Genomic DNA, 22,912 nt, shown 5'->3' on the forward strand with positions numbered 1-22,912 from the left:
GCGACGCATCCACACCAGATACGACCGATGTGCTCACACCTTCCTGTCGGCGATCGCCTTCGCTGCAGCCTTCATCTTCTGGATCAATGAGTCCTGACCCTAGAGGCCGCTGGGCCTCGACGACCAGCGAGCGTAAGAGGAGGCCCTGTGCTGGCTGACAAAACTTGCGCGCTGGGCCACGGAAAAGCATCATTCGAACGAACACTTTCGTCGAGACGAGGAAGGGCAGTTAGCCGGTCGCCGGCGCTTTGAAGCTCTCCGGCAAGCCATGGTGGCGGCTGTGCGTCGACAGAAAACGCCGGATCATTCCCGGCGCGGCCGAGCTGACGATTCCTTGATCGGCATTGCACCAGAGCGCCCCGCGTATTGGATTCACAATCTGAAGTCCCGGCAAAGTCCTTGTCTTTATCCGTTACCACCACACACTCATTCGCATCGGCGACGGCAGCGATGATCATGTCGAGTCCGCTGCGCGACTGGCCGGCCGCTTTCCCCTCTGCCGTCAGCCGTACCCAGATCAGCCCGGCCCTGTCGTCGAGGATACGGCGCGCAAACAGCGCCTTGCGGCCCTTCGGACCCAGAGAGTCATTTCTTGAGTGCGTCGCGCTTGTTGCCCCGCGGCTTCCCGCGGCGGTTTTCAGCAACGGTGAGCGAGGCGATGAACAATCCTCGTCGCGCTGGCTCGACATCCATACCAGGAGCGATTCCGGGTAGCGCGTCACAGGTCGACCTTACGCCGTTCTTGACGAGGCCGCGCTAGGTCGACTTCGGAACGAACAACAGGGGATGCAAGCCCTGAGGTACCGCCTTTCTGAGGGGCTCTCCAGAAGTCGCTATTTTGGTTGATGGCCGTGCGCAACCTGTCGGCGTCAGCGCCGCCTTCAGCCAGGCGGTTGACGGAGCGGATCAGCCCAGATCGAGATCCCGGCCGACCACCTCGAAGCGCGCAATGCCTCGCTCGGTCAGGCGTCTCCTGTAGTCATCGATTGCGCGCGTGAGGACTCTTGTTCATTTGGTCGTGTGGAAAATCCGTGTTCTCCAAGAACCGTCGAGGCGTCAGATGCCGTTTGAAGCCGAGACAACTAACTATCATTGGGCGACTAGCGGCTCAACGGCTCCGGAAGCAAGCAGCCCCCGATGCTCGTTCAACATTCGAAGTCGCAGCGAGCAAGTCTTTCCACGTCCGGGTACGCCCTGCTGCTTCGACCGCTCCTTTTGTCTTGCGGATTCAGGAATTCGAGCTTTTGGGTTGTTTCCGATCATCCATTTGGGGAAACGACCGATGCCCGCGAGCAAGGTTTTATGGGGCCAGGTCCTCACCGTCTTTCTGATCGTCATCGCGACAACATGGGGGGCGACACAGTGGACGGCAGGGCGGCTCGGCTTTCAAAGCCAACTCGGTCCACCGTGGTTCGAACTGGCTGGACAGCCCGTTTATCCGCCGCCAGCCTTTTTCTGGTGGTGGTTTTTCTACGACGCCTACGCGCCGGAGGTCTTCCTCGGGGGCGCGGCGATTGCGGCGAGCGGAGGCCTCATGGCGATCGCTGCAGCGATCGGGATGTCGCTGTGGCGGGCGCGCGAGGCAAAGGACACCACGACCTACGGCTCGGCGCGCTGGGCGACGCGACACGAAGTCGAGGCCGCTGGGATGATCGGTCAGGATGGAGTGGTGCTGGGTATGTTGGACCGACACTATCTGCGTCATAACGGTCCGGAACACGTGCTATGTTTCGCACCGACCCGCAGCGGCAAAGGCGTCGGCCTGGTCGTGCCGTCACTACTGACCTGGCCGGGTTCGGCGATCGTCCACGACATCAAAGGCGAAAACTGGGAACTGACGGCCGGATGGCGGGCCCGCTTCGGCCAGGTGCTTCTGTTTGATCCGACCAATGCTGGATCCGCAGCGTACAATCCTCTGCTGGAGGTGCGACGCGGCGAGTGGGAAGTTCGAGATGTGCAGAACGTAGCGGATGTCCTGGTCGACCCAGAAGGCACATTGGAACGTCGCAACCACTGGGAGAAGACCAGCCATGCGCTGCTGGTCGGCGCCATACTGCACGTGCTCTACGCGGAGAAAGACAAGACCCTCGCTGGCGTGGCGAACGTCCTTTCCGATCCACAGCGGCCAATCGAGACAACGCTGCGCGCCATGATGCTGACGCGGCATTTGGGCGACGCCGGTCCGCATCCCGTCGTGGCGTCGGCCGCACGGGAACTGCTTAACAAGTCCGAAAACGAACGCTCGGGCGTGCTCTCGACGGCCATGAGTTTTCTGGGCCTCTACCGCGATCCAGTTGTGGCCAAGGTGACCTCACACTGTGACTGGCGGATCGCAGACCTCGTCGAGGAGACACGGCCGACGACGCTCTATCTGGTCGTGCCGCCATCGGACATTAGTCGCACAAAGCCGCTGATCCGACTGGTGCTTAACCAGATCGGCCGCCGACTGACGGAGGATCTCCACGCGAAGGATCACCGACAGCGTCTTTTGATGATGCTGGACGAGTTCCCCGCGCTCGGCAGGCTCGATTTCTTCGAAAGCGCGCTGGCCTTCATGGCCGGCTATGGCATCAAGTCGTTCCAGATCGCACAATCGCTCAACCAGATCGAGAAGGCCTACGGACCGAACAATTCCATCCTCGACAATTGTCATGTGCGGGTGAGCTTCGCCACGAATGACGAGAGGACAGCCTGCCGCTGGCCGGCCACAAAGACAATCATGCCGGGCTGATGACCAAGGATCAGATGGCAGCCTTTCGCGCTTCGATGTCAATCGATGAGGGGCGGGAGTGGGATCCCTTCGAAGGTTTGGATATCGGCAAGGTTGATCTCCGACGCTTCCTCGATGCGGTGCCTTTCGCCGCGAAAGGCCGACGCCGCCGACACGCCCAGCGCATCCTCGTCCCCGATCGTCTCGGCCCGGAAGCCAAGGGCAGCGTTTCCACCCAGGTCGGCTTCGGCAGGATCCTGGATGAGATTGCACGGGCCGGCGGGCCGCTTGCCGACGCGATCGTCACGACGTCGCCCGATGTCACCGTTTCAACCAATCTCGGCCCCTGGGTCAACCGGCGCGGCCTGTTCGCGCGTCGCTCGCTTGCCGACACGTTCCGTAGCGAACGCATAGCCTCGGCGCAGAAATGGGAATTCGGCCCATCTGGCCAGCACATCGAGCTCGGTATCGCCGAGAACAATCTATTCATCTTGCTGTCGGCGCTCGGGCTGTCTCATTCGATCTTCGGCAAGCGGCTGCTACCGATCGGCACGCTCTACGATCCGTTCATCCAGCGCGGTCTCGATGCGCTCAACTATGCCTGCTATCAGGATGCGCGCTTCCTCCTTGTAGCCACGCCATCCGGAGTCACACTGGCGCCGGAGGGTGGCGCGCATCAGTCGATCGCCACCCAGTTGATCGGCATGGCGCAGGACGGGCTTGCCGCCTACGAGCCGGCATTCGTCGACGAGTTGGGCGTCATCATGCGCTTTGCGCTGGATTATATGCAGCGCGACGGCGACGCCGTGCAGTCGGAGCGTACCTGGCTGCGCGACGAGACCGGCGGCTCGGTCTATCTACGGCTCTCGACGCGCCCGGTCGAGCAGATCATTCGTCCTATGGAGCCTGAGCTCGAGCAAGACATTGTCGACGGCGGCTATTGGCTGCGGCGTCCCGGTCCGAATGCCGAGGTGATCGTCGCCTATACAGGCGCCGTCGCGCCGGAAGCCATCGAGGCGGTCGGCATGATGGCCGAGGACCGTCGGGACGTCGGTCTTCTGGCCGTGACTTCGGCCGATCGCTTGAACGCAGGCTGGACGGCGGCAAGCCGCGCACGTGAGCGCGGCCTTGTTCATGCCAGAAGCCATGTCGAAAGGCTGCTCGCCGACCTTCCGGCTCATTGTGCGATCGTCACCGTCGCAGACGGCCACCCAGCGGCACTTGGCTGGCTCGGCTCAGTCTACGGCCATCGCACGCGTAGTCTCGGCGTCGAGCACTTTGGCCAGTCGGGGACAATCGGTGATCTTTATCGCCACTTCGGAATCGACGCCAATTCCATAGCGACAGCCGCCGACCGGATCGCTGGTGGGCGCCCCATCCGCTATCTGCGCGCGCTGGATTGATGCTGTGAGTCGCCGTCCGGGATCGTCGGCGTAGCCAGCCGCCAATCGCGTTCGTGGCGAAGCGAGGGTAACTCGCCATCGGTGCTGCCGGACATCTGCACGAGCTCCTGAAGCGGGAGATTGGCATCGTGTTCGCTAACAGCACAGCGCAATTCGTGTTCCTCCCGCACGGTTGACATTCCTCCTTCAACGGCCATGCTGCATTGCAACATGGCTATCGAGTTCGGCATGAACGCTTTGCGCGCGGGCCGGGCTGGTTCTCAACCTCCATGCGTCACTCGAAACAGGCGACAAGTTCGCGCTGCACGATTTCGCGCCAGGCTCCAAGGTGCGCAAGTACGGAGACGTGATCGGCCGCCTTGCAGCTCCGGCCGTCGCAGGCGACCATGTCCATGTTCACAAACTTGAAAGTCTGCGCGGCGTTGAACTGCGCCCGCTTCGAAGCGCACGACGATGCCCGTGCGTGATGAAGTTGGGTCGATCGGCGAGAGCGGGCCGATCGATCTCCTTTCTTGCTTGGCAGGCGTCAGTGCACCGTAGTCGGCCGTTCGAGTAATCTGGCGTCAAACAATCGTTGTTTGCAATTGCGCAAGCCGAGTTTTCCAAATAGGAACGCCAGAGATCAACAAGGGAATGATTTTGATGGACGAAGCAATTTGGCAGAGAAATGCTGATCTTTTAGGACTGACAGCAGATATCGTCGCCGCCTATGTCCAGAGCAACGCAACGCCGGTGGCGGATCTGCCGAATTTGATCGCCAGCGTTAATTCTGCGTTGTCTGGCCTGGCTATGCCGGTCGCTGCACCCTCGCCAATACTTACGCCCGCGGTAAATCCCAAGAAGTCGATCTTTCCCGAATACATCATCAGCCTTGAGGACGGGCGCAAGTTCAAGTCGATGAAGCGCCACCTGGGCTTGCTTGGCATGACACCTGATGAGTACAGAGCCAAGTGGGGTTTGGCGTGGGACTATCCTATGGTAGCGCCCAGCTATGCGGCTCAGCGGTCTGCGCTTGCCAAAGCTGCCGGTCTCGGCCGCAAGGCGGGTGCCAAAACCGCGCCAAAGAAAGCACCAGCAAAGCGCAAGGCCAAGGCCTGACAGTGCATGACAGTCGGGCCAGGCCATCAGGTCTAGATGGTCTTCGCGACAGAGTTGTTGCGTCGGTCTCCGGCGCGGCCGAAGTTCTGCTGAGAGATTGGCCGAGGAGCGCCTGACCCGGCGGCAGCGCCGGTGGCCCCGTTCATCAGGGGGGCCGTGCCCCGCCGTGCGAATATCCGTTTCCACGCCCGTGATGGTCCGGCAGACGGCGACCGCCTTGGACATCGAAACCGGGCGGTGCGATAGCGCAGCGCCTCTTTCGTTGCCGGATCGGCCTGGTTGCCGGACTCATTGGCGAAGCGAACAGCCTGCGGTGACGATGTTTTCGATTTCCGAGCTTGCCTGCGCTTCAAGCAGAGGCATCGAGTTGATCAGGGCCGCCTGGTTGGGAATGAGCTGTCCGGACACGCACAGTTCCGCCAGTGCTGCTCGCGCCGCGATGCAGGCCTTCAGCACCGCCCTAGTCTCCACATCCTGGCGCGAAGGAAAGGGCGGGAGGGGCGAAACGGTCGGCCAATCCTCATGCGATCAGCATGTCGGGCGGGGTCAGCATGTCGGGCGGGGTATGTCGTCGACAACGACATGTCGTCAAATCATGTCGATAGAATCGCAATCCATCGACATAATCGGGGCGCCGCAAGCGGCCCTCCCGATGCTCCAACTTGCTTACAATTCCACTCACCTGAAAGACAGTGAGGGCGGCTTGGGAACATTGACTTCGGCATCGGTGAAGAGATTGGGAAACAGCCGTTCCCTGAAATCGAGAGGAAAAGCGATCCGCACCGGTGTCTTCGGAGTGTCAGACTTCAGGAAACCGCGATCGACGAGATCTGATAATGTGTTCCGTGCCGTGCGCTCGGATGTCTTCAGCACGAAGTTAGCATCGCCACGGGGCAGCCTACCGTGCCGCAATACTGCCGCCACCAGATCAGCTGCCCGTTTGTCGTCGACGAGATCCTTCACCAGGGCGCGGTAGCGAGCCTCGAGCCGTCCGAGGTCGAACATCGTGGTCGAGAACCGCACCTGGTCGAGCGCGACTGTCAGGAACCATTCGACGAAATCCTTGAGTGCTGATTCCGAAAGATTTCCTCGGCCGTCGCGGTCGCCCTGTCTTGGGCTGTCGGCGTGATCCATCATGCGCTTGTATTCGCCCCGATCCTTCAGCCCACGAGCGAGACCACGAGATATCGACCACAGGCCATTGCCGCCGATCCCGGCCTTGAGCGCCATGGCGTGAGACATCAGCCGACTGACGCGGCCGTTGCCGTCTGGAAACGGGCCAATTGAGGCGATGATGAGCTGACGCAATCGCGATGATTCGCAGGCTGGCCTGCCTTTCGGCCATCGCAAACCGTTTCTGGAAATACTCCATAAAGACCACCATCCTGTCAGACGATGGCGGCTGATGGCGCCCGACAACGACATCATGATCTGCGGACAACCGAAACTCGCCGGGCACGATCTCGGCCTTGGTGCCGTCAGGATTGTCGATGAACCGGAATTCCTCTGGCATCCCGCCGTAAAAGGCACGATGAACCCACCGGATGAAATCGATCGAAGTCGGGCTCGGCAGTTCCCCACGCAAACCGAGACCATCAATCATCCTCTGAACTTCGATATGGGCCTTGGCCTCCAAGGCGAGAGGTCGGCGTTCAGGATCAATCTCGGCTCCGGCCAATGCACTCTCGATATCTCGAGGTCGGGTGTTGTGGCCTTGGTCAAGTTCGAATAGTAAGAATTCATGACGCGCACGAGATCGGCTAGACTAGTTCGGCAGCCGATTCCGGATGCAGGCCTCGGCCGAGGTCATCGGCGGCCTTCTGCAACTCGATCGCGAGATCTGCCAGGACGGTCGGTACCGCGTCGCCAAAAAACAGTGGCTCGATGCGGGCAGGGGTTTCAAGCATTATTTGCCGATCTCAATAGTTCTCAATTGCCTGCAATGTAAGGCATTCGAGAAATAAATCAGCATAATTGCCGATATTGATTGCCGATCTCTCTTGCCGATGCCGGCCGCCGATCGGGAGGCGAACCCGAAATGCCTCAAAGGTCGACCGGGCAGGGCGCGACTGGAATTACCGATGGCGTCAGTGCCATTGGGCTGAGTTGCTCGTCGGTCGGAGCAAAAGGATGTGCCGGAAGGCAGCGGCCTGCCTCCGAGTTGCTCTATGCGTCAGTGGGGCGCGTGAACGCTTTGCTCTGCTAACCCCATGATGGCGAGTGCCAGCAATTTCCTTGGTGGCTCCATCTTGACTCTTGCGCTTTCGGCCAGCGGGGCTCGCCGTCCTCCAGGGGCGACGCGCCCAGGGAGCGCAGATCATGGCCTCGTTCGAGGCCGAGCAGAAGCAGCGGGTGTTGGAGCGATGTGGAGCAACCCGAGCGTATGCCGAAAGGTCGTGACTCATGCGCAGTCCTCCGGTCCGCGCCGCCCAGGGCGTGCCGCAGCACTGTGATCTCTTCGCACCCGGTCGCATCCCGCGCTGGGGCGCCCCCGCTCCGATACTGGCCCGCTCGATGCGGTAATGACCCGAGGCCTGCCAAGAAAATCGGTCCGGCTATTTGCGAACGATGCCGCGCAATCGACGCTGCGCCGCCGTCTCTTTTATTGCGCCAGCAATCTTGCGGACAAATGCGGGACTGAACGCGCCGATCGGCGTCGTCGCCACCAGATCATAGGCTTCATCGACCTGCACCCGGTTATATTCGTCTAGGATCAGCCATGACGGATAATCGAGGCCGCCGCGGCGGCATTCGATTTCGCTGATGGCAAGATGCGGGCGCGACCGGTCGGGTTTTTGCGACGTCAGCGGAAAGAGAAACAAGGCTGCGGGCGTCGCTAGCGTCCGGACAACGACGCAAACTGGCCTCGCCTTGCGTCCGGATTCCTCGCCGGCGTCTGCTTCCCGCGCCCATAGGTAATAATATCGGAGCAGATCGCCGGCTTTAAGCATCGGGCTTGTCGCCGGAAATTATTGCATCCAGTCCATTCATGAGTTCATTGTGGACTTCATCCGGCGCGTCCTCGAGCGTATAGGCGACCGAATGCGGCTGGCCGACGAGCTGGTGGTACTGAGCAGCGGACAGGATGACGAGCTTTTCCTTGCCGCGCTTGGTCAGGGCCACCGGCTCAATCAATGCCGTTTCGAGGATTTCGCCTGACACGCGGTTCATGTCCGAGAATGTGAATTGTTTCATCGCCGTACGTCCTTTTGAAGTACCTACAATAGGTAATTCACTAAGAAAAGCAAGAATGGTAGCGGGCGAACGCCGCCATTCTTGTCAGGATCCACCGCTCTTATCAGGATCGATTCGCTCGAAAGAGCGGCATTGTCCGTTTATTGCTGAGTGCGGCCCGCGCGGTCTGGAACGCGTAGCCGTCCCAATCCACCCACGCCTCCCAGCCTTGCGCGTGGCGCGTCCGCGAGGCCTCGCTCCATGCCGTCAGCCTTGTCGCTCACAGCTTCTGTGTGGTGACAACTCTGTCGCGTTCCGCACCGCTCATTGAAGACAACATCCGGCGGTACGAGTCTCCCATCGCTGCCGCCGCGTGTTTTCTTCCGACATCCCGGTTCTCGAGCTGGAGAAATCCGAGAGTGGTGCGTCCGAACGAATTTCGGAGCTCATACTCGAAGGCATCAGGCTGGGGGCGGAGGGGGTTGCGCTGGGTTGCGCGGGCATGGCTGATTTTGCATCCGCCGCTCCAGCGCAAGCAGGATATTCCCGTGGTGGATGGAGTCGGCGCTGCAGTTGGTCTTGCGCAGACCCTGATACGCTGCGGCGTCGCGCCTTCCAAACGTGGCGTGTGGGCCATGCCGGCGCGCGCGAAGACGCTGGACAGGTTCGAACGACCAGGAGCGATTCGTACCTGATTCTATGTTCCTTTCACGACTCTCGGCTTAATCGGCCGGCGGGATTGGGCCGCGCTCTCGAGTGTCAAGGCCAACCGCTTCTCGTCTTCGATGGCGCGATCGACTGCCTCGATTTCCTCTTGGAGGACCTTCAGCTCGACTCCGTAGCTGGAGCCGTCGCTGTCGCCAATTTGAAAGCCACTTGCCCGCATTGCGTCGCGAGTATGGTGCACGTTACGGACTCCTTCGCGTCGAGTCGCGACCAGAATTTCCCTGAATTCTCTAAGACGTTCAACGTGATTGCGAGCCATTTGCGTTCTCCTATTTCGTCGTCATCGTCGCTGACGGCGATTCAGCCGACAAAAACCTACGGCGCAGAAGGTTTAAGCGCCTCTAAGAGATACGCTCGACAGAGCATGAATGCGGAAGGTCAAATTTGAACGTCTTGCAATAGTTTGAAGCACGGCAGCTGGAGAGACGCTTCGGCCGAGCGCCTCTGCTGCTCGGCGCTCTTGCTGGTTCCTCCGGCTTCAGGATTGCGAGGGTCCATCTGTGAGCGTGCAGCGCCGCATGGTCTCATGTCTGCTAAGCGGCGCAGTCACGACTACAGTTGGCAAATCGCCGGATCGGCCCATCACTCCCAACGGCGCGCCTGAGATCGCCTGCGCTCGGTTTTATTGGTCCGAAAACCTCACGCTCACTCCGCGCTGCCGAAAATAAGCCTGCATCAACTTGCGGCCCGAGCGATTGTTCTGCGCCAACTTGGTCGGATCGAACACCGCCTGTTTTATCCCCTCTCGTGTGAGCGCTGCCTTGAGCGTCGCGATACCTGCGTCGATGTCGGCATTGCCCGCCCGGAGCGAGGCATAGATACTTTCGGTCGCCTCGGCCACGGTCAGTTCGCTCACAGATGTCGTCCTTTCGTACAGGGCGGCGGCTTAGCATGGATTCGCGGCTCGCCGATACCGATGAGACCGTCATTGGAATCCTGTCGGCGGCGCTGACGTAGCGGTATTACTCGACCGGCGACGAGGGCGTGCTGCGGCTCGGCGTGATGACATACCTTTATGGGGACCTAGTCTAACTGCGTGAGAGATCGAAAAGACCTTCCACGCCAGCAATTTACCCCGAACCAACAAATCACTGAGGAGACAATTCCCATGAAAGCGATCGTAGTGACGGACCAGGCTGCAGGAACGGCCGGAATGAAGCTGGGGCAGCGGCCCGAACCGCAGGCGGCAATAAACGATGTCGTCGTACAAGTTCATGCGGCGGGATTCGTCAACACCGAACTGGAGTGGCCTTCGACCTGGGCCGATCGGGCCTTCCATGACCGGACGCCGTCGATCCTCGGCCATGAGCTGGCCGGTGTGGTCACGGCCCTCGGCTACGGCACCACGGGGCTTTCGATCGGTCAGCGGGTGTTCGGCCTCGCCGACTGGCATCGCGACGGCACGCTCGCGGAGTATGTCGCCTTGGAGGCACGCAATCTCGCACCGCTGCCCGGCGACGTCGACTTCACGGTTGGCGCAAGCTTGCCGATCTCCGGCCTGACCGCGTGGCAGGGACTGTTCCAGCACGGCCGCCTTCGGGCGGGGCAGAGCGTTCTCGTGCATGGCGCGGCCGGTGCCGTCGGTTCGATGGTGGCGCAGCTTGCAAGGGAGGCCGGAGCTTATGTCATCGGCACCGGACGCGCCGCCGACCGCCAGAAGGCGCTCGACTTCGGTGCAAATGAATTCATCGATCTCGGGAATGACACCCTGGAAGAGGTCGGCGGTGTCGATCTGGTGTTCGATGTCATCGGCGGCAATATTCAGAAACGGTCCGCAACGCTGGTCCGGGCCGGAGGAACGCTTGTGACAGTCGTCGGACCAACGGATATTCGACCTGCAGATGGCCTGACGGTTGACTTCGTCGTCGAGGCTGATCGAGCCCAGCTTTCGGAGATAGTTCAGCGGATCCGGGATGGACGACTGCGGACGAACATCGGCAAGGTCTCGAGCATGGATGATGCCGTCGCCACCTTCAACTCAACCGAGCGACGCACGGGAAAGACAGTCATCAGCGTTCGTCCGTAAGAACGCGGGGAGAGAGGGCGGTCCCTCTCTCCTCGTCTACTCCCATCAGCAAGATACCATCAGCAAGATAATTGCCTCGGCCATGCCGGTCTTCGTCGCTTAGACTCTCCGTGTCGCGATCGGTGTATTGGCGCTGTTCCCCTCCGCGAGGCCCCGCAATGGCTGCAGGACTACCGCGACGACGTCGGTGCGCCGGACCTCCAGTCGGCCGTGTCGGTGAGCGCAGGGTGGAGCGTCTTCGCGATGGAGGACGGAGCGGTCTACAACACCTACCGCCGCTATCCACCGCTTGTGGGGCCGCCCTACGCGCCGTTGCTCGAGTTCGTGCCAAAGCCGTGACATCCACAACTTGCGCGCCTGCCTTGGCGAAGCGGGCATTCGCCAATAGAGAGCGTGTCATGCAAGCACGTGACCGCTTCTTATCGCGGGGATGTTCCTAAGGCGGAGGCCCTAAAATCAGCCGCAAGCGAAGAAGATGCAGATGCGGAATTGGCGTGCCGTCCTCGCCGCTTCCGCCTCGGCAGCGCGAGCAAGGTCTTCGACCCACTGCTGATGATAGCGGTAGAGCCCACCGGGGTGCTTGCGTCCGAGCACGTCGAGGAACCAAGGGCCCTGCTGCGTCTCTTCCGTCAGCACATGGCAACCCGTGTCCGTGGGAGTGATGAACCAACCGTGATAGGCGGTAGAGCGGGTCTCGTCGCCGTCGACCACCGTTTTCCACGCGAGCCTGTGGCCGGGCTCGCACTCCGTCACGACAAGGCTCATCGGAAATCCAGCCGTCACCCGACTGAATCTGGTTCCGAGCGCCAGTTTAGGTTCACCGGTCAGGATCTTAACCTGATCCTCAGGAGGAAAGTAGCTCGACCAGTTCTCGGCGTCGACCAGCAGCTCCCACACCACTTCAGGCGGGGCTTTCACGTCAATGTCATTGAGCGCGTAGATCGACGAAATCTTCGGGTCGAAATGGTCAGGCCACATTACACGATCATACATGGCTCAAGCCTGCTTCTTGAAGAGATCTTTGAAAATTAAAGGCGCCCAAGTGTTTCCTCGCGCCTGAATGAGCAGCCCACCCTCTGCGAGCCTTCCAAGGTTGACCGGTGCATAGCCGAGTTGCTCGACCAGCGTGGACACCACCCGAAGGGCGCTGTCCTTGTCGCTGGAGAGAAAAACCACTCGCCGCCAGCCGTCGATGGAGGGCTCCTGAGCAAGGACGCCTGCAGGCAGGTGGTTGAACGCCTTGACAAGCGCGGCAGCGCCAAACGCCTTGGCGACCACGGCCGAAGACGGGAGGCTGCCCAAATCGCTTGGTGAGACGCCGTAGGCGTTCGTCACATCGATAATGATCTTGCCCCGCCAGTCCTTGGCAGTGTTCGCAACCTCCCCGTGCGCCCAGAACGGAGCCAGCAGGATAATATCGGCCTTGATCGCTTCGTTCAGGGAACTGGGGATGACCGTGGTTCCGATGACCGTTGCGAGCGGCGCGAGCGCCTTGGGCGCACGTGTGCTTGCTATGGCCACTTCGATACCCTTGCGGCCGAACATTTTCGCGAGCGCCTGACCGACGGCCCCGGCGCCTATGATTGCGTAAGTCATTTCATATCTCCAGATCGGCGAATTGCCGGTACGTTCTGGAGCTTAGCTAAGGTCGTGGAGCCTCAACCGGGATTGGCGATTTCTCGACAGCGGTTATGCATCGGCGCACCATTCGCGGATTGATCGCGCCTCGGCGTCCCAGTGGAGGTCGACATCCGTGGCCAGGGACAGCGAACTCGAGGACTCCCTCACCCGCATCCGTGAGACGATAGCCTGAGGGCAGTTTCTCGAACAGGTACGCGCCGAGGCGCTGTTCCAGTTGGGCAATGCGTCGCAGCACAGTCGAGTGGTTTACCTTGAGGCGCTCGGCGGCGGCCCGAACCGAGCCTTCGCGCGAGATGACAAGAAAGTAGCGAACGTCGTCCCAGCCGATCATGTGGTGCAACCTTGCACCGCAAGCTGCGGTGTTGAAACACGCATTGAATAGCATGAATGGTGCGAATCTCTTCGTCGACCCCACAATTCTAGTTTCGCTGCAGCTCCCATACCTCGGCAATCGGCTATTCTGCGGCATTCGCAGCCAGTGCGAACACCATCCCCTGGGAACAGGCGGTGCGCCAACGCACAGCCGCTGTCGAGAAATCGTCAATCCCGCCTGAGCGCGTTCGATCCCATTTGCTTGCAAGGGGGCGAGATGATCGTCGGCCCTGGACGAACGAAAAGGAGAAGCCGACATGGGAAGACTTGATGGTCGGACAGCCGTTGTCACCGGTGCGGCAAGCGGCATCGGCCTTGCCACCGCGAAGCGGTTTGCGGCCGAGGGCGCAGTAGTCGTGATGGTGGACCAGCACGGCGAGAAGGTTCGACGTGCCGCGCAGGCGTTGGGGCGGGGCATGGATCCGGTCCTCGCCAACATCACGAAGACGGCGGCGGATCTCGCTGCTCTTCGCGACCACGTCGCCAAGACCTACGGCTTCGCCGACGTCCTGTTTGCCAATGCCGGCGTCGCTACGTTCGCGCCGGTCGGCGAAGTGAGCGAAGAAGCGTTCGATCGAACCGTCACGACCAATTTGAAGGGCACATTCTTCACCGTGCAAACGCTGTTGCCGGTGCTCCGCGACGGCGCCTCAATCATTCTCGCGTCGTCCGTGTCGGGCTCGAAGGGCGCTCCGGCTTTCAGCGTCTACTCGGCCACCAAGGCTGCGGTCCGCTCCCTCGCGCGGACCCTCACCTCGGATCTGAAGGCCCGCCATATCCGCGTAAACGCTCTCGCCCCCGGGAACACCGAAACGCCCATCGGCGTAAATGCCGGGCTGTCCCAGGAGCAGAGCGATGCCTTTTTCGCGCACACTGCCCTCGACACGCCGCTGGGCAGGAACGGTCAAGCCAACGATATCGCTGGGGCCGCGCTCTACCTCGCGTCCGACGACAGTTCGTTCGTGACCGGCATCGAGCTGACCGTCGACGGGGGCTTCGCGCAGGTGTGAGCCCGGGCCGATGGCGCTGAGGGGCCGCCGCTAATGTCGGCATCGGTCGACCACTTCGCGCAGGCAGGTACGGCACTTTTTTCGTTTTGTCCCAACACGGAGAACAACATGTTCGAGGCAATCAAATGGCCGGCAGACCTGACGCCCAGCCGATCCCCGATCCATTTCACCAACGAACTTGAGGTCGCGGCCTCTGCTGAAACGATCTGGTCGTTGCTCGTGGATCCCGCAGCTTGGCCTGGTTTCTACCCGGGCGTCGAGCACGTTCAGTTGCTTGATGGGCACGAATCGCTTCGCCTTGGCACACGGTTCGAAACCAACCTGGCCGGCCAGGACGTCTTCGCGTCAGTGCAGGAGTTCGAGCCCATGACGCGCATTGCGTGGGGCGGCTACCCGAAGGCGCGGTGACTTCGAAGGCCTATCACGCATGGATTATCACGCCCACGGCGAATGGATGCCACCTCTGGACCGAGGAGACGATGCAGGGCCCGTTCTGGATCGAATTGGGCAAAAAAGCCCCCGATGTTTTGTGGCGCACGCACGAGAAGCTCCTTGAGGATCTCGCCAAGGTCGCAACCGAATGCACTGCCTCACCCATCAAGTAAACAGCCGTCGCTGTCGCAGTCCGAAAGTGAAGGAATAGACTCATGAACATCGACCTTAAGGGCCGCAAGGCCGTTGTAACGGGTTCCACGGCGGGCATCGGTCGCGCCATCGCCGAAGGACTGGCGCGCGCGGGCGCTCCGGTTGTGATCAACGGCCGTGGCGAGGAACGCGTCGCCACAGCGCTTCGCGAGATTCGCGAGCTTTCCCACAGGCTGATCTGACGGGCGTTGCGGCTGACCTGGAGACAGCCGAAGGGGCCGGAGCTCTGTTCGCACAGGCGCCCGATGCGGATATTCTCGTCAACAATGTGGGCACAGCGCGCCCGAAGACTTTCTTCGATCTCGCCGATGACGACTGGCTAAGCCTATTCCAGCTCAACGTCATGAGTGGCGTTCGCGCCGCACGCCACTATGTGCCGAAGATGACAGCGCGGGGTTGGGGACGGGTCGTATTCATCAGCAGCGAATCCGCCCTCAATGTCCCGAAAGAGATGATCGACTATGGCATGACCAAGACGGCGCAACTCGCTATTTCGAGGGGGCTTGCCGAAGCGGTCGCCGGAACGGGAGTGACAGTTAACGCGGTCCTCCCTGGCCCAACGAGGTCCGAAATCCTGTCGAATATGATGAATGAGCTGGCGCACTCGCAAGGCATCAGCCAAGAGGAAGCGGAGCAAGTGTTCTTGACGACGATGCGCCCGACAACACTGATCAATCGATTTGCGACGACCGAAGAAGTAGCCAACATGGTTGTTTACGTTTGTTCGGAGCAAGCGTCAGCGACGAGTGGTGCCGGTCTGCGCGTCGACGGCGGTGTACTTCGGTCAATCGTCTAAAAGTGTACGGATTATAAACCAGCTTCCCTAGCGCGAGTCGACGTCGCCAGTGAGTTCCGTCGCGGCCGAGATCACTTTCACCATCTCGCGCATCCGACCCTGCAGGCGCTCCGATGACGGGTTACGGAGCGTGTTGCGGTGGACACCGGTCAACTGGGCCAGGTTGGCCACCTTCACACCCAGTGCCTGCGACAGGTGCTTCGGCGAGATATAAGGCGTGCGCGGCTCCTCAAGGCTATCGACAAAGCCTAAAACCACCGTGGAATGTGCGAGCTGTGCTTGGCAAGTGAACAGAGGCCTGACGCCTTCCAGCGCACTGCTTGTCCGTCCTCATCCGGAGCGGTTGCTAGCGCACCAATGCGCCTATATCGGCCATTGAGGTGACTGTTGCCACTGCCTGAAAGCAGGCATTGTTGGCGCCTTTCTGCAGGTCGCGTTTTCACAACACCGTCGTTGATTTCTCCTTTTGTGCGAGTAGCTGCAGAAGGTTGAGACGGGACACTCGCCCGCTTCAGTAATTACACCAGGCCGGCCTTGTGAAGCCCGTCTACCACTAGCTCGAAATCGTCTGGGTTCTTGTAGGGCAACACTTTGCGGCGGTGTTCCAGAGAATAATCAGGGTTGACGCGGAATAATTCCTGCCACTCATGTCGAGCTTCGTCGTAGCGCCCCAGATGGCCGTAGCTTGCCGCCAGGAGCACGCGTGAGATGTCGGTGTCAGGGTTACGAACAAGTCGCCGCTTAAGGATCCTGATTGCCTGTTCGTACCTGCCCAATTGGAACGTCGCTTGTGCCTGGAAGTGGAGGAATATATCCGGATAATACGGGTTCAAGGCAATTCCCCGATCGAAACACGCAAGCGCCTCCTCGGACCTCCCCGAATAGTGCAGCGCATTGCCGAGGCTTTCGTGCCCCTCAGCAAGGTTTGGTGCGAGGGAGATCGCACGCTCGGCTTCGCGGATGGCCACGTCGTGCCGTCGCAAATACAGACTGATAATGCCCAGCGCCCAGTGCCCGTGAGGATATCGGTCGTCGAGCGCCACGGCCCTGGTCGCCGCCTCTTCCGCCTGCTCCAGAGACTTCGACGGCGAGGGGCTCCACCGGTTTATGTAGTCGAGCCCGTGTGCGAAGGCGAGGAACGCGTAGGCGGGAGCGAACTTCGGGTCCAGTTCGATGGCGCGTTGCAAAAGGTCCCGACCCTGGCTGTTTTGCCCTCTCGTGAACCGCCACAGCCGCTCTCGGCCATGCAGAAAGCAGTCATAGGCTTCCAGGTTGTTGGTTTGTTCGGTCGCCAGTCGCTGCTGGTCGCGCTCCGTCAGGTTGAGCGCCAGCGCGCCGACGATCTGCTGCGTCACGTCGTCCTGCACGGCGAAGATGTCGGTCAGGTCGCGATCGAAACGCTCCGCCCACAGATGTCCCCCCGTGGTCGCGTCGATAAGCTGCGCTGTGATCCGTACCCTATTGCCGGATTTGCGGACGCTGCCCTCCAGAACGTATTGCACGCCGAGGTTTCGGCCCACCTCCCGAACGTTCACGTTCCTGTCCTTGAAAGTGAAGGACGAATTGCGGGCGATCACGAACAGCTGCGACAGCTTTGAGAGAGACGTGATGATGTCTTCGGAAATTCCGTCGGCGAAATATCCCTGCTCGGCATCACCGCTCATGTTGGCGAAAGGCAGCACGGCTATCGATAATTTCGGTGGTGGCGCTGTCGAAACTAGAGCCGCTGGAAATTGTGTAGTCACTGTCTTGGCGTCAGCCGTGGTTCCAATTCGGAGCGAATAAACCCGGATCGGTTCGGCGATGTTCTTCAGCTGCGTGTTGCCGAGATCGCTGACGGAGAGGTCAAGCCTCGCCTTGACTTGACGATAGACGTCCTCGGACAGGCAGATCGCTCCTGGCGCAGCGACGCCCTCCAGACGCGAGGCGATGTTGACGCCGTCGCCCATCAGATCGCCGTCGCTTTCCTCGACCACGTCGCCCAAATGAATGCCGATCCGGAACTCGATGCGGCGGTCCTCCGGCACGCCGGCATTGCGCTCGACCATGCCGTTCTGCACTTCGAGGGCGCAGCGTACGGCGTCTACCACGCTGCGGAACTCGACCAGTGCCCCATCGCCTGTGCGCTTGATCACGCGTCCGTTGTGGACAGCGATGGTCGGGTCGATCAGGTCGCTGCGCAGTGCCCGCAACCTGGCCAAAGTACGGTCCTCATCCGCGCTCGCCAGCCGGCTGTACCCGACCACGTCGGCGGCCAGGATCGCGGCTAACTTGCGAGTCTCGCTCACAGGGGGGCATCTCCTCGTCTCCATATAACAGGAAGACACGTGATTACTGAAGGCCCGCTTCTGATAATCCGAGCCTCGAAGCTGCCAATCCGCCTCCGGCCCCAAATCGAGACCCTCCTTGCTCGTCGCAAAGTATCGTCAATGCGCCACGCGACCTTCCAACTTTAGACTGAAACACATCATGGCCCTCTCTTTTCCGTTAGCGGTGAGCGAGGCCTTTGATCGGGTGGAATCTAGCGCCGTAGGTGGGACAAAAACATCGAAAAACATTGGAATTCATGTGAATGCCGCGAAGCCCCAAACGTCCTCCGGACCCACCATTACCATTATTTATCAATGCTTTATAGGATGGTTCGCCCGAGGTTCGCCGAACCGTTCAGGCCTCTACTACTATTGTCGGCGCGCCGGGCCTGGCATGGCCGATGATGCGAGCCGAAGGGTAGCCGTCCGCGACGATCCTCTCGACGAGCGCCGCTGCGCTGTCGGTCTCGCAAGCAACCAGCAACCCGCCCGAAGTCTGTGGGTCCGTGAGAAGGTGGCGTCGCCACTCGGGCATGCCGGGAGGTAAGCTTACCGCGTCGCCATAACTCGCCCAGTTGCGCCACGATGCGCCGGTGACGTGGCCGTCGACCGCGAGCGAGGCAGCCTCGGAAAACAGCGGCACGTCGCGGCTGCAAATTATCAGCGTGCACCCGGAACCGCGTGCCATCTCGAGAGCATGTCCGAGCAAGCCAAATCCGGTCACGTCGGTGACCGCGTGGACGCTCGCGTCCTGCGCCAGCTCCGATCCGATCCGGTTAAGAAGGGTGGTGGAGGCGATCATTTCGCGATAGCCGCTCTCGGAAAGCGCCTGCATCTTGATGGCGGCGGAATAGATGCCGACACCGAGGCTTTTCGTCAGGATCAAGGTGTCACCCGGCCTGGTGTCAGAATTGCGTCGGATATCCTCGGGTCGGCACGTGCCGATGACTGCAAGGCCGTAAATCGGCTCCGGCGAGTCGATTGAATGGCCGCCGGCAACCGGGATTCCGGCGTTGGCGCAGACAGCTTCGCCACCTTTCAGGATTTCGCGGACCGTGAGCGTCGGGATCTTGTCGAGAGGCATGCCGAGTATAGCCAACGCCATGATCGGCCGGCCACCCATCGCATAGATATCGGACAGGGCGTTGGTTGCGGCAATCCGGCCGAAATCGTAGGGGTTATCTACCATGGGCATGAAGAAGTCGGTCGTTGCAATGACGCAAGTCGCGCCGTCGAGCTGCCAGACTGCCGCATCGTCGCCGGTCTCCGTGCCGACGAGAAGCTGATGATAGGGACTGGCAGCCGCCGGATCGGCGAGAAGCTGCTGCAGCACTGACGGCGCCAGCTTGCAGCCGCAACCGCCGCCATGGGCGAGGCTGGTCAGGCGCACAACGGGCGCTTCCGTGACTTCAGGCGAGAGGGCGATTGCCATGGTCGTCGAGCCTCCTCTGCTGGCACGCTTTAGTAGGGATCAAAGTCAACCGGAATGGAAAATACGATCGCCCGACGCACGGCACGTTTGGAGCACGCTTGCTCTCAGCGGGTTTCGTTGAGTTAGGAAAGGCAAGGACCGTACCCGGCGTGCGAGGCACCGCCGTCATTGGGTATAGATCGAAAGGCGCCCCGACCCTCGGGAGCTGTTTCATCGCCACGCCTTACTGTATGGTAATACCTTCGTTTTCGTCAATCGCAGTCGCGGTCACGAAAACAAGACAAGAAATTCAACAATAATACACAGTGCCGATTTGCGGGCACAAACCTGCTGCGGGAAGGCCGTTCGGAGGGCACTTTTGCTGCACCGTACGCACCTCGTTCTTTGGCATTGATTTTATTTGGTCCGAGACTAGTTACCCGGATTGAACCGTTGGTTCGAGTTGCCTTGTGGGGCATCGGCTTCGGGAGGAACCCATGAACATCGATCTTTCTCGACGCGCGTTCCTGCAAACAGCAGGCGCGGGTCTCGCCGGTACTACGCTCGGAGCCCTCGGCTTCGGCGATAGCGAGGCCGCACACGCGGCGGCCATACGGCCCTTCAAGCTCGCGAACACCACCGAAACACGCAATACCTGTCCATACTGCTCGGTGGCTTGCGGCATAATCTTGTATTCGAAGGGCGATCTCAGAAAGGGCGAGCCAGCCGATATCACCCACATCGAGGGTGACACTGATCATCCGACCAATCGCGGCACCTTGTGCCCCAAAGGGTCGGCCCTGCTCGGATTTGTCAAGTCGCCGACCCGTCTGCAACATCCGATGATCCGCAAACCGGGCTCGGACAAGTTCGAGCCGATAAGCTGGGAAGACGCACTCGGCCGCATCGCCCGCCTGATGAAGGACGATCGCGACAAGAACTTCGTCGCGACGAACAATGACGGCGTGACGGTCAACCGGTGGATCACCACCGGCTTCCTCGCCGCCTCGGCTTCGACCAATGAAACCGCGTTCGCGACCTACAAGGTGGTCCGCAGCGCGGGCATGCTGGTGTTCGACAACCAGGCACGTGTCTGACACGGCCCGACGGTGGCGAGTCTCGCCCCAACATTCGGCCGCGGCGCAATGACGAATTCCTGGACCGACATCAGGAACACGGATCTCGTCGTCATCATGGGCGGCAATGCCGCCGAAGCGCATCCTTGCGGCTTCAAATGGGTCACGGAGGCGAAGGCCAACCGCGGCGCCAAGCTCATCGTCATCGACCCGCGCTTCACGCGCTCGGCTTCGGTATCGGATCTTTACGCGCCGATCCGCCAGGGAACGGACATCGCCTTCCTGCTCGGGCTGATCAACTACTGCATCCAGAACGATAAGGTGCAATGGGACTATCTGAAGGCCTTCACCAACGCGACATATGTTGTCAAGGAGGGCTTCACCTATCAGGACGGCCTCTTCTCCGGCTATAACGAGGCAAAGCGAGACTATGACAAGTCCAGTTGGGACTATGACATAGGCTCGGACGGCTTTGCCGTTGTCGACGCGACATTGGCCAATCCCCGCTGCGTCTGGAATCTGCTCAAGAAGCATGTCGCGGTCTACACGCCGGAGATGGTCGAGCGCATCTGCGGCACACCGAAGGACCGGTTCCTGAAGGTGGCCGCGATGGTCGCCGAGACGTCGTCTCCGACCAAGGCGATGACCTCGATGTACGCTCTCGGCTGGACCCAGCACTCGAAGGGGTCGCAGAACATCCGCGCCATGGCGATGCTGCAGCTTGTTCTCGGCAACATCGGTATACGCGGTGGCGGCATGAACGCGCTTCGCGGTCACTCCAACATCCAGGGGCTGACCGACCTCGGGCTGATGTCGAACCTGCTGCCCGGCTATCTGACGCTGCCGACTGAGAAGGAGGTCGATCTGGCAGCCTACATGTCGACCCGGGGCTTCAAGCCGCTCCGGCCGAACCAGATGAGCTACTGGCAGAACTACAGGAAGTTCTTCGTAAGCTTCCAAAAGTCGATGTGGGGCAACGCGGCAACACCGGAGAACGATTTCGCCTATGACTTCCTGCCGAAGCTCGACCTGCCGGGCTACGATCTGCTGCGGGCTTTCGAGCTTATGCACCAGGGCAAGATGAACGGCTATTTCTGCCAGGGCTTCAACCCACTACAGGCAGCTCCGAACAAGAAGAAGGTGATCGAGTCCCTTTCGAAGCTCAAATACCTCGTCATCATGGATCCGTTGGACACGGAGACGGGCCGGTTCTGGGAGAATCACGGGCCGTACAACGATGTCGATCCGTCGCAGATTCAGACGGAAGTCTACCAGCTTCCCTCCACCTGCTTCGCCGAGGATGACGGGTCGCTGGTCAATTCGGGGCGCTGGCTGCAGTGGCATTGGGCCGGCGGCACGCCCCCCGGCGAGGCCAAACGCGATACCTGGATCATGGCGCAGCTCTATTTGCGCCTGAAGGAGCTCTACACCAAGGAAGGTGGTGCCTTCGCCGATCCGATCGTCAAGCTCAACTGGCCTTATGCCGATCCCGGCGATCCGAAGGCCGAGGAGCTCGCTCAGGAGATCAATGGCAGGGCGCTCGCCAGGGTAACCGATACGGCCGACCCGACAAAGGTGCTGGCCGAGGCCGGAAAGCTCTTGCCGGGCTTCGCCGCGCTGCGCGACGACGGCTCCACCTCCTGCGGCTGCTGGATCTATTCCGGCTGCTTCAACGAAAACGGCAACAACATGGCCAGGCGGGACACCACCGATCCTGACGAAACCGGCGCCTATTCCAAATGGGCGTTCTCATGGCCCGCCAACCGCCGCATTCTCTACAACAGGGCGTCGGCTGACCTCGCCGGAAAGGCTTGGGATCCAAGCCGCAAGGTGATCGAATGGGACGGTACGAAATGGTCGGGCTACGATGTCCCCGACATCTTGCCAACGGCAAAGCCCGATCAAGTAGGCCCGTTCATCATGAATCCGGAAGGCGTCTCGCGCCTCTTTACCCGGGGCATGATGCGCGACGGACCATTCCCGGCGCATTACGAGCCATTCGAGTCGCCCATCGCAAACCCGATAGCTCCCAAAGTCCGCGGCAACCCCGCAGCGCGGGTGTTCGAAGGCGATATGGCCCAGTTCGCCGAATCGGCTTCGCAGGAGTTCCCCTACGCGGCGACCTCCTACCGACTGACCGAGCATTTCCACTTCTGGACCAAGCACGTCATCGCCAATGCGGTGATGCAGCCGGAGTTTTTCGTGGAAATTTCGGAACAGCTTGCAGCCGAGAAGGGCATCACCAAAGGCGGCTGGGTGCGCGTCTGGTCGAAGCGCGGTTCCGTTGTGGCGAAGGCCATGGTGACCAAGCGGATCAGGCCGCTCACCTGCGATGGCAAGACCGTCCACATCGTCGGGATACCGCTGCACTGGGGCTTCACGGGAGTGGCGAAGAAAGGCTTTGGCCCGAACATGCTCACCCCCTTTGTCGGCGACGCCAACATCGAGACGCCGGAATACAAGGCGTTCCTTGTCAACATCGAGCCCATCGCCGGGCCGGTAGCGTAAGAGGCGT

At 60.8% G+C, this 22,912-nt stretch carries 18 protein-coding genes and 5 pseudogenes; 10 read left to right on the top strand and 13 right to left on the bottom strand.

Going from position 1 to position 22,912, the window contains the following annotated elements; translation table 11 throughout:
* Positions 1 to 1,282: 1,282 nt before the first annotated feature.
* The 4 genes and pseudogenes from traG to NKJ84_RS18290 form a co-directional block, all read left to right on the top strand.
* Positions 1,283 to 2,698, top strand: a pseudogene (gene traG, locus NKJ84_RS18280) (IncP-type conjugal transfer protein TraG); the annotation flags it as partial.
* Positions 2,692 to 4,113: pseudogene (locus NKJ84_RS18285) on the top strand (transketolase-like TK C-terminal-containing protein); the annotation flags it as partial. The pseudogenes traG and NKJ84_RS18285, both read left to right, overlap by 7 nt.
* A gap of 253 nt (positions 4,114 to 4,366) precedes the next feature.
* Positions 4,367 to 4,669 (top strand): hypothetical protein, encoded by a 303-nt coding sequence (locus NKJ84_RS33255; RefSeq protein ID WP_502904028.1) that lies wholly within the window; start codon positions 4,367 to 4,369, stop codon positions 4,667 to 4,669.
* Between the two features lie 86 nt (positions 4,670 to 4,755).
* On the top strand, positions 4,756 to 5,211 hold the full coding sequence (locus tag NKJ84_RS18290) for a Ros/MucR family transcriptional regulator (RefSeq protein WP_352507594.1): 456 nt from the start codon (positions 4,756 to 4,758) through the stop codon (positions 5,209 to 5,211).
* Positions 5,212 to 5,499: 288 nt separating this feature from the next.
* On the opposite strand, the gene NKJ84_RS18295 is transcribed toward NKJ84_RS18290, so the two are convergent.
* Entirely contained in the window at positions 5,500 to 5,667 is a 168-nt protein-coding gene (locus NKJ84_RS18295) for a Fic/DOC family N-terminal domain-containing protein (RefSeq protein WP_352507595.1), read from the bottom strand.
* Between the two features lie 222 nt (positions 5,668 to 5,889).
* Entirely contained in the window at positions 5,890 to 6,519 is a 630-nt protein-coding gene (locus tag NKJ84_RS18300) for a Fic family protein (protein ID WP_352507596.1), read from the bottom strand.
* A gap of 97 nt (positions 6,520 to 6,616) precedes the next feature.
* Here NKJ84_RS18300 and NKJ84_RS18305 point away from each other — a divergent pair, with 97 nt between their 5' ends.
* Positions 6,617 to 6,943, top strand: a complete 327-nt coding sequence (locus tag NKJ84_RS18305; RefSeq protein WP_352507597.1) for a hypothetical protein — start codon at positions 6,617 to 6,619, stop codon at positions 6,941 to 6,943.
* A gap of 28 nt (positions 6,944 to 6,971) precedes the next feature.
* On the opposite strand, the gene NKJ84_RS18310 is transcribed toward NKJ84_RS18305, so the two are convergent.
* The 5 genes from NKJ84_RS18310 to NKJ84_RS18330 all read right to left on the bottom strand — a co-directional run bounded on the left by NKJ84_RS18310 (position 6,972) and on the right by NKJ84_RS18330 (position 9,967).
* Positions 6,972 to 7,118, bottom strand: a complete 147-nt coding sequence (locus NKJ84_RS18310; RefSeq protein WP_352507599.1) for a hypothetical protein — start codon at positions 7,116 to 7,118, stop codon at positions 6,972 to 6,974.
* A 648-nt stretch (positions 7,119 to 7,766) separates the two neighbouring features.
* Complete coding sequence (locus NKJ84_RS18315; RefSeq protein WP_352507600.1) at positions 7,767 to 8,162, bottom strand: hypothetical protein; 396 nt, start codon at positions 8,160 to 8,162, stop codon at positions 7,767 to 7,769.
* A complete protein-coding gene (locus NKJ84_RS18320; protein ID WP_352507601.1) occupies positions 8,155 to 8,406 on the bottom strand; it encodes a type II toxin-antitoxin system Phd/YefM family antitoxin in 252 nt (83 codons plus the stop codon). Before NKJ84_RS18320 ends, NKJ84_RS18315 begins: the two co-directional genes overlap by 8 nt.
* A gap of 676 nt (positions 8,407 to 9,082) precedes the next feature.
* On the bottom strand, positions 9,083 to 9,370 hold the full coding sequence (locus NKJ84_RS18325; RefSeq protein WP_254818635.1) for a hypothetical protein: 288 nt from the start codon (positions 9,368 to 9,370) through the stop codon (positions 9,083 to 9,085).
* A 363-nt stretch (positions 9,371 to 9,733) separates the two neighbouring features.
* Positions 9,734 to 9,967: a hypothetical protein gene (locus NKJ84_RS18330; protein ID WP_352507602.1), complete on the bottom strand. Its 234-nt coding sequence runs from the start codon at positions 9,965 to 9,967 to the stop codon at positions 9,734 to 9,736.
* Between the two features lie 252 nt (positions 9,968 to 10,219).
* On the opposite strand from NKJ84_RS18330, the gene NKJ84_RS18335 reads away from it, so the two are divergent.
* Positions 10,220 to 11,137: an NADP-dependent oxidoreductase gene (locus NKJ84_RS18335; RefSeq protein WP_352507603.1), complete on the top strand. Its 918-nt coding sequence runs from the start codon at positions 10,220 to 10,222 to the stop codon at positions 11,135 to 11,137.
* Between the two features lie 456 nt (positions 11,138 to 11,593).
* Here NKJ84_RS18335 and NKJ84_RS18340 read toward each other — a convergent pair whose 3' ends face one another.
* The 3 genes and pseudogenes from NKJ84_RS18340 to NKJ84_RS18350 all read right to left on the bottom strand — a co-directional run.
* Complete coding sequence (locus NKJ84_RS18340) at positions 11,594 to 12,130, bottom strand: SRPBCC domain-containing protein (RefSeq protein WP_352507604.1); 537 nt, start codon at positions 12,128 to 12,130, stop codon at positions 11,594 to 11,596.
* A 3-nt stretch (positions 12,131 to 12,133) separates the two neighbouring features.
* A complete protein-coding gene (locus NKJ84_RS18345) occupies positions 12,134 to 12,733 on the bottom strand; it encodes an NADPH-dependent F420 reductase (protein WP_352507605.1) in 600 nt (199 codons plus the stop codon).
* A gap of 169 nt (positions 12,734 to 12,902) precedes the next feature.
* A pseudogene (locus tag NKJ84_RS18350) lies at positions 12,903 to 13,109 on the bottom strand (helix-turn-helix domain-containing protein); the annotation flags it as partial.
* 298 nt (positions 13,110 to 13,407) lie between these two features.
* On the opposite strand from NKJ84_RS18350, the gene NKJ84_RS18355 reads away from it, so the two are divergent.
* From NKJ84_RS18355 to NKJ84_RS18365, 3 genes and pseudogenes are all read left to right on the top strand, one after another.
* Complete coding sequence (locus NKJ84_RS18355; protein WP_352507606.1) at positions 13,408 to 14,160, top strand: SDR family oxidoreductase; 753 nt, start codon at positions 13,408 to 13,410, stop codon at positions 14,158 to 14,160.
* A 33-nt stretch (positions 14,161 to 14,193) separates the two neighbouring features.
* The gene (locus tag NKJ84_RS18360; protein WP_352507607.1) at positions 14,194 to 14,568 is read left to right on the top strand and encodes an SRPBCC family protein; all 375 of its coding nucleotides are present in this window, start codon (positions 14,194 to 14,196) and stop codon (positions 14,566 to 14,568) included.
* Positions 14,569 to 14,807: 239 nt separating this feature from the next.
* A pseudogene (locus NKJ84_RS18365) lies at positions 14,808 to 15,601 on the top strand (SDR family NAD(P)-dependent oxidoreductase).
* 39 nt (positions 15,602 to 15,640) lie between these two features.
* Here NKJ84_RS18365 and NKJ84_RS18370 read toward each other — a convergent pair.
* From NKJ84_RS18370 to selD, 3 genes and pseudogenes are all read right to left on the bottom strand, one after another.
* Positions 15,641 to 15,913 (bottom strand): annotated as a pseudogene (locus NKJ84_RS18370) (hypothetical protein); the annotation flags it as partial.
* Between the two features lie 206 nt (positions 15,914 to 16,119).
* Positions 16,120 to 17,889, bottom strand: coding sequence for an adenylate/guanylate cyclase domain-containing protein (locus NKJ84_RS18375; RefSeq protein WP_352507608.1), 1,770 nt, complete (start codon positions 17,887 to 17,889; stop codon positions 16,120 to 16,122).
* Between the two features lie 376 nt (positions 17,890 to 18,265).
* On the bottom strand, positions 18,266 to 19,342 hold the full coding sequence (gene selD, locus NKJ84_RS18380) for a selenide, water dikinase SelD (protein WP_352507609.1): 1,077 nt from the start codon (positions 19,340 to 19,342) through the stop codon (positions 18,266 to 18,268).
* Positions 19,343 to 19,818: 476 nt separating this feature from the next.
* Between selD and fdnG the strand changes: the two genes are divergently transcribed.
* Positions 19,819 to 22,905, top strand: a complete 3,087-nt coding sequence (gene fdnG, locus NKJ84_RS18385; protein ID WP_352507610.1) for a formate dehydrogenase-N subunit alpha — start codon at positions 19,819 to 19,821, stop codon at positions 22,903 to 22,905.
* Positions 22,906 to 22,912: the final 7 nt, after the last annotated feature.

The sequence above is a fragment of the Mesorhizobium sp. M0048 genome, assembly GCF_040323405.1.
Classification (GTDB): Bacteria; Pseudomonadota; Alphaproteobacteria; order Rhizobiales; family Rhizobiaceae; genus Mesorhizobium.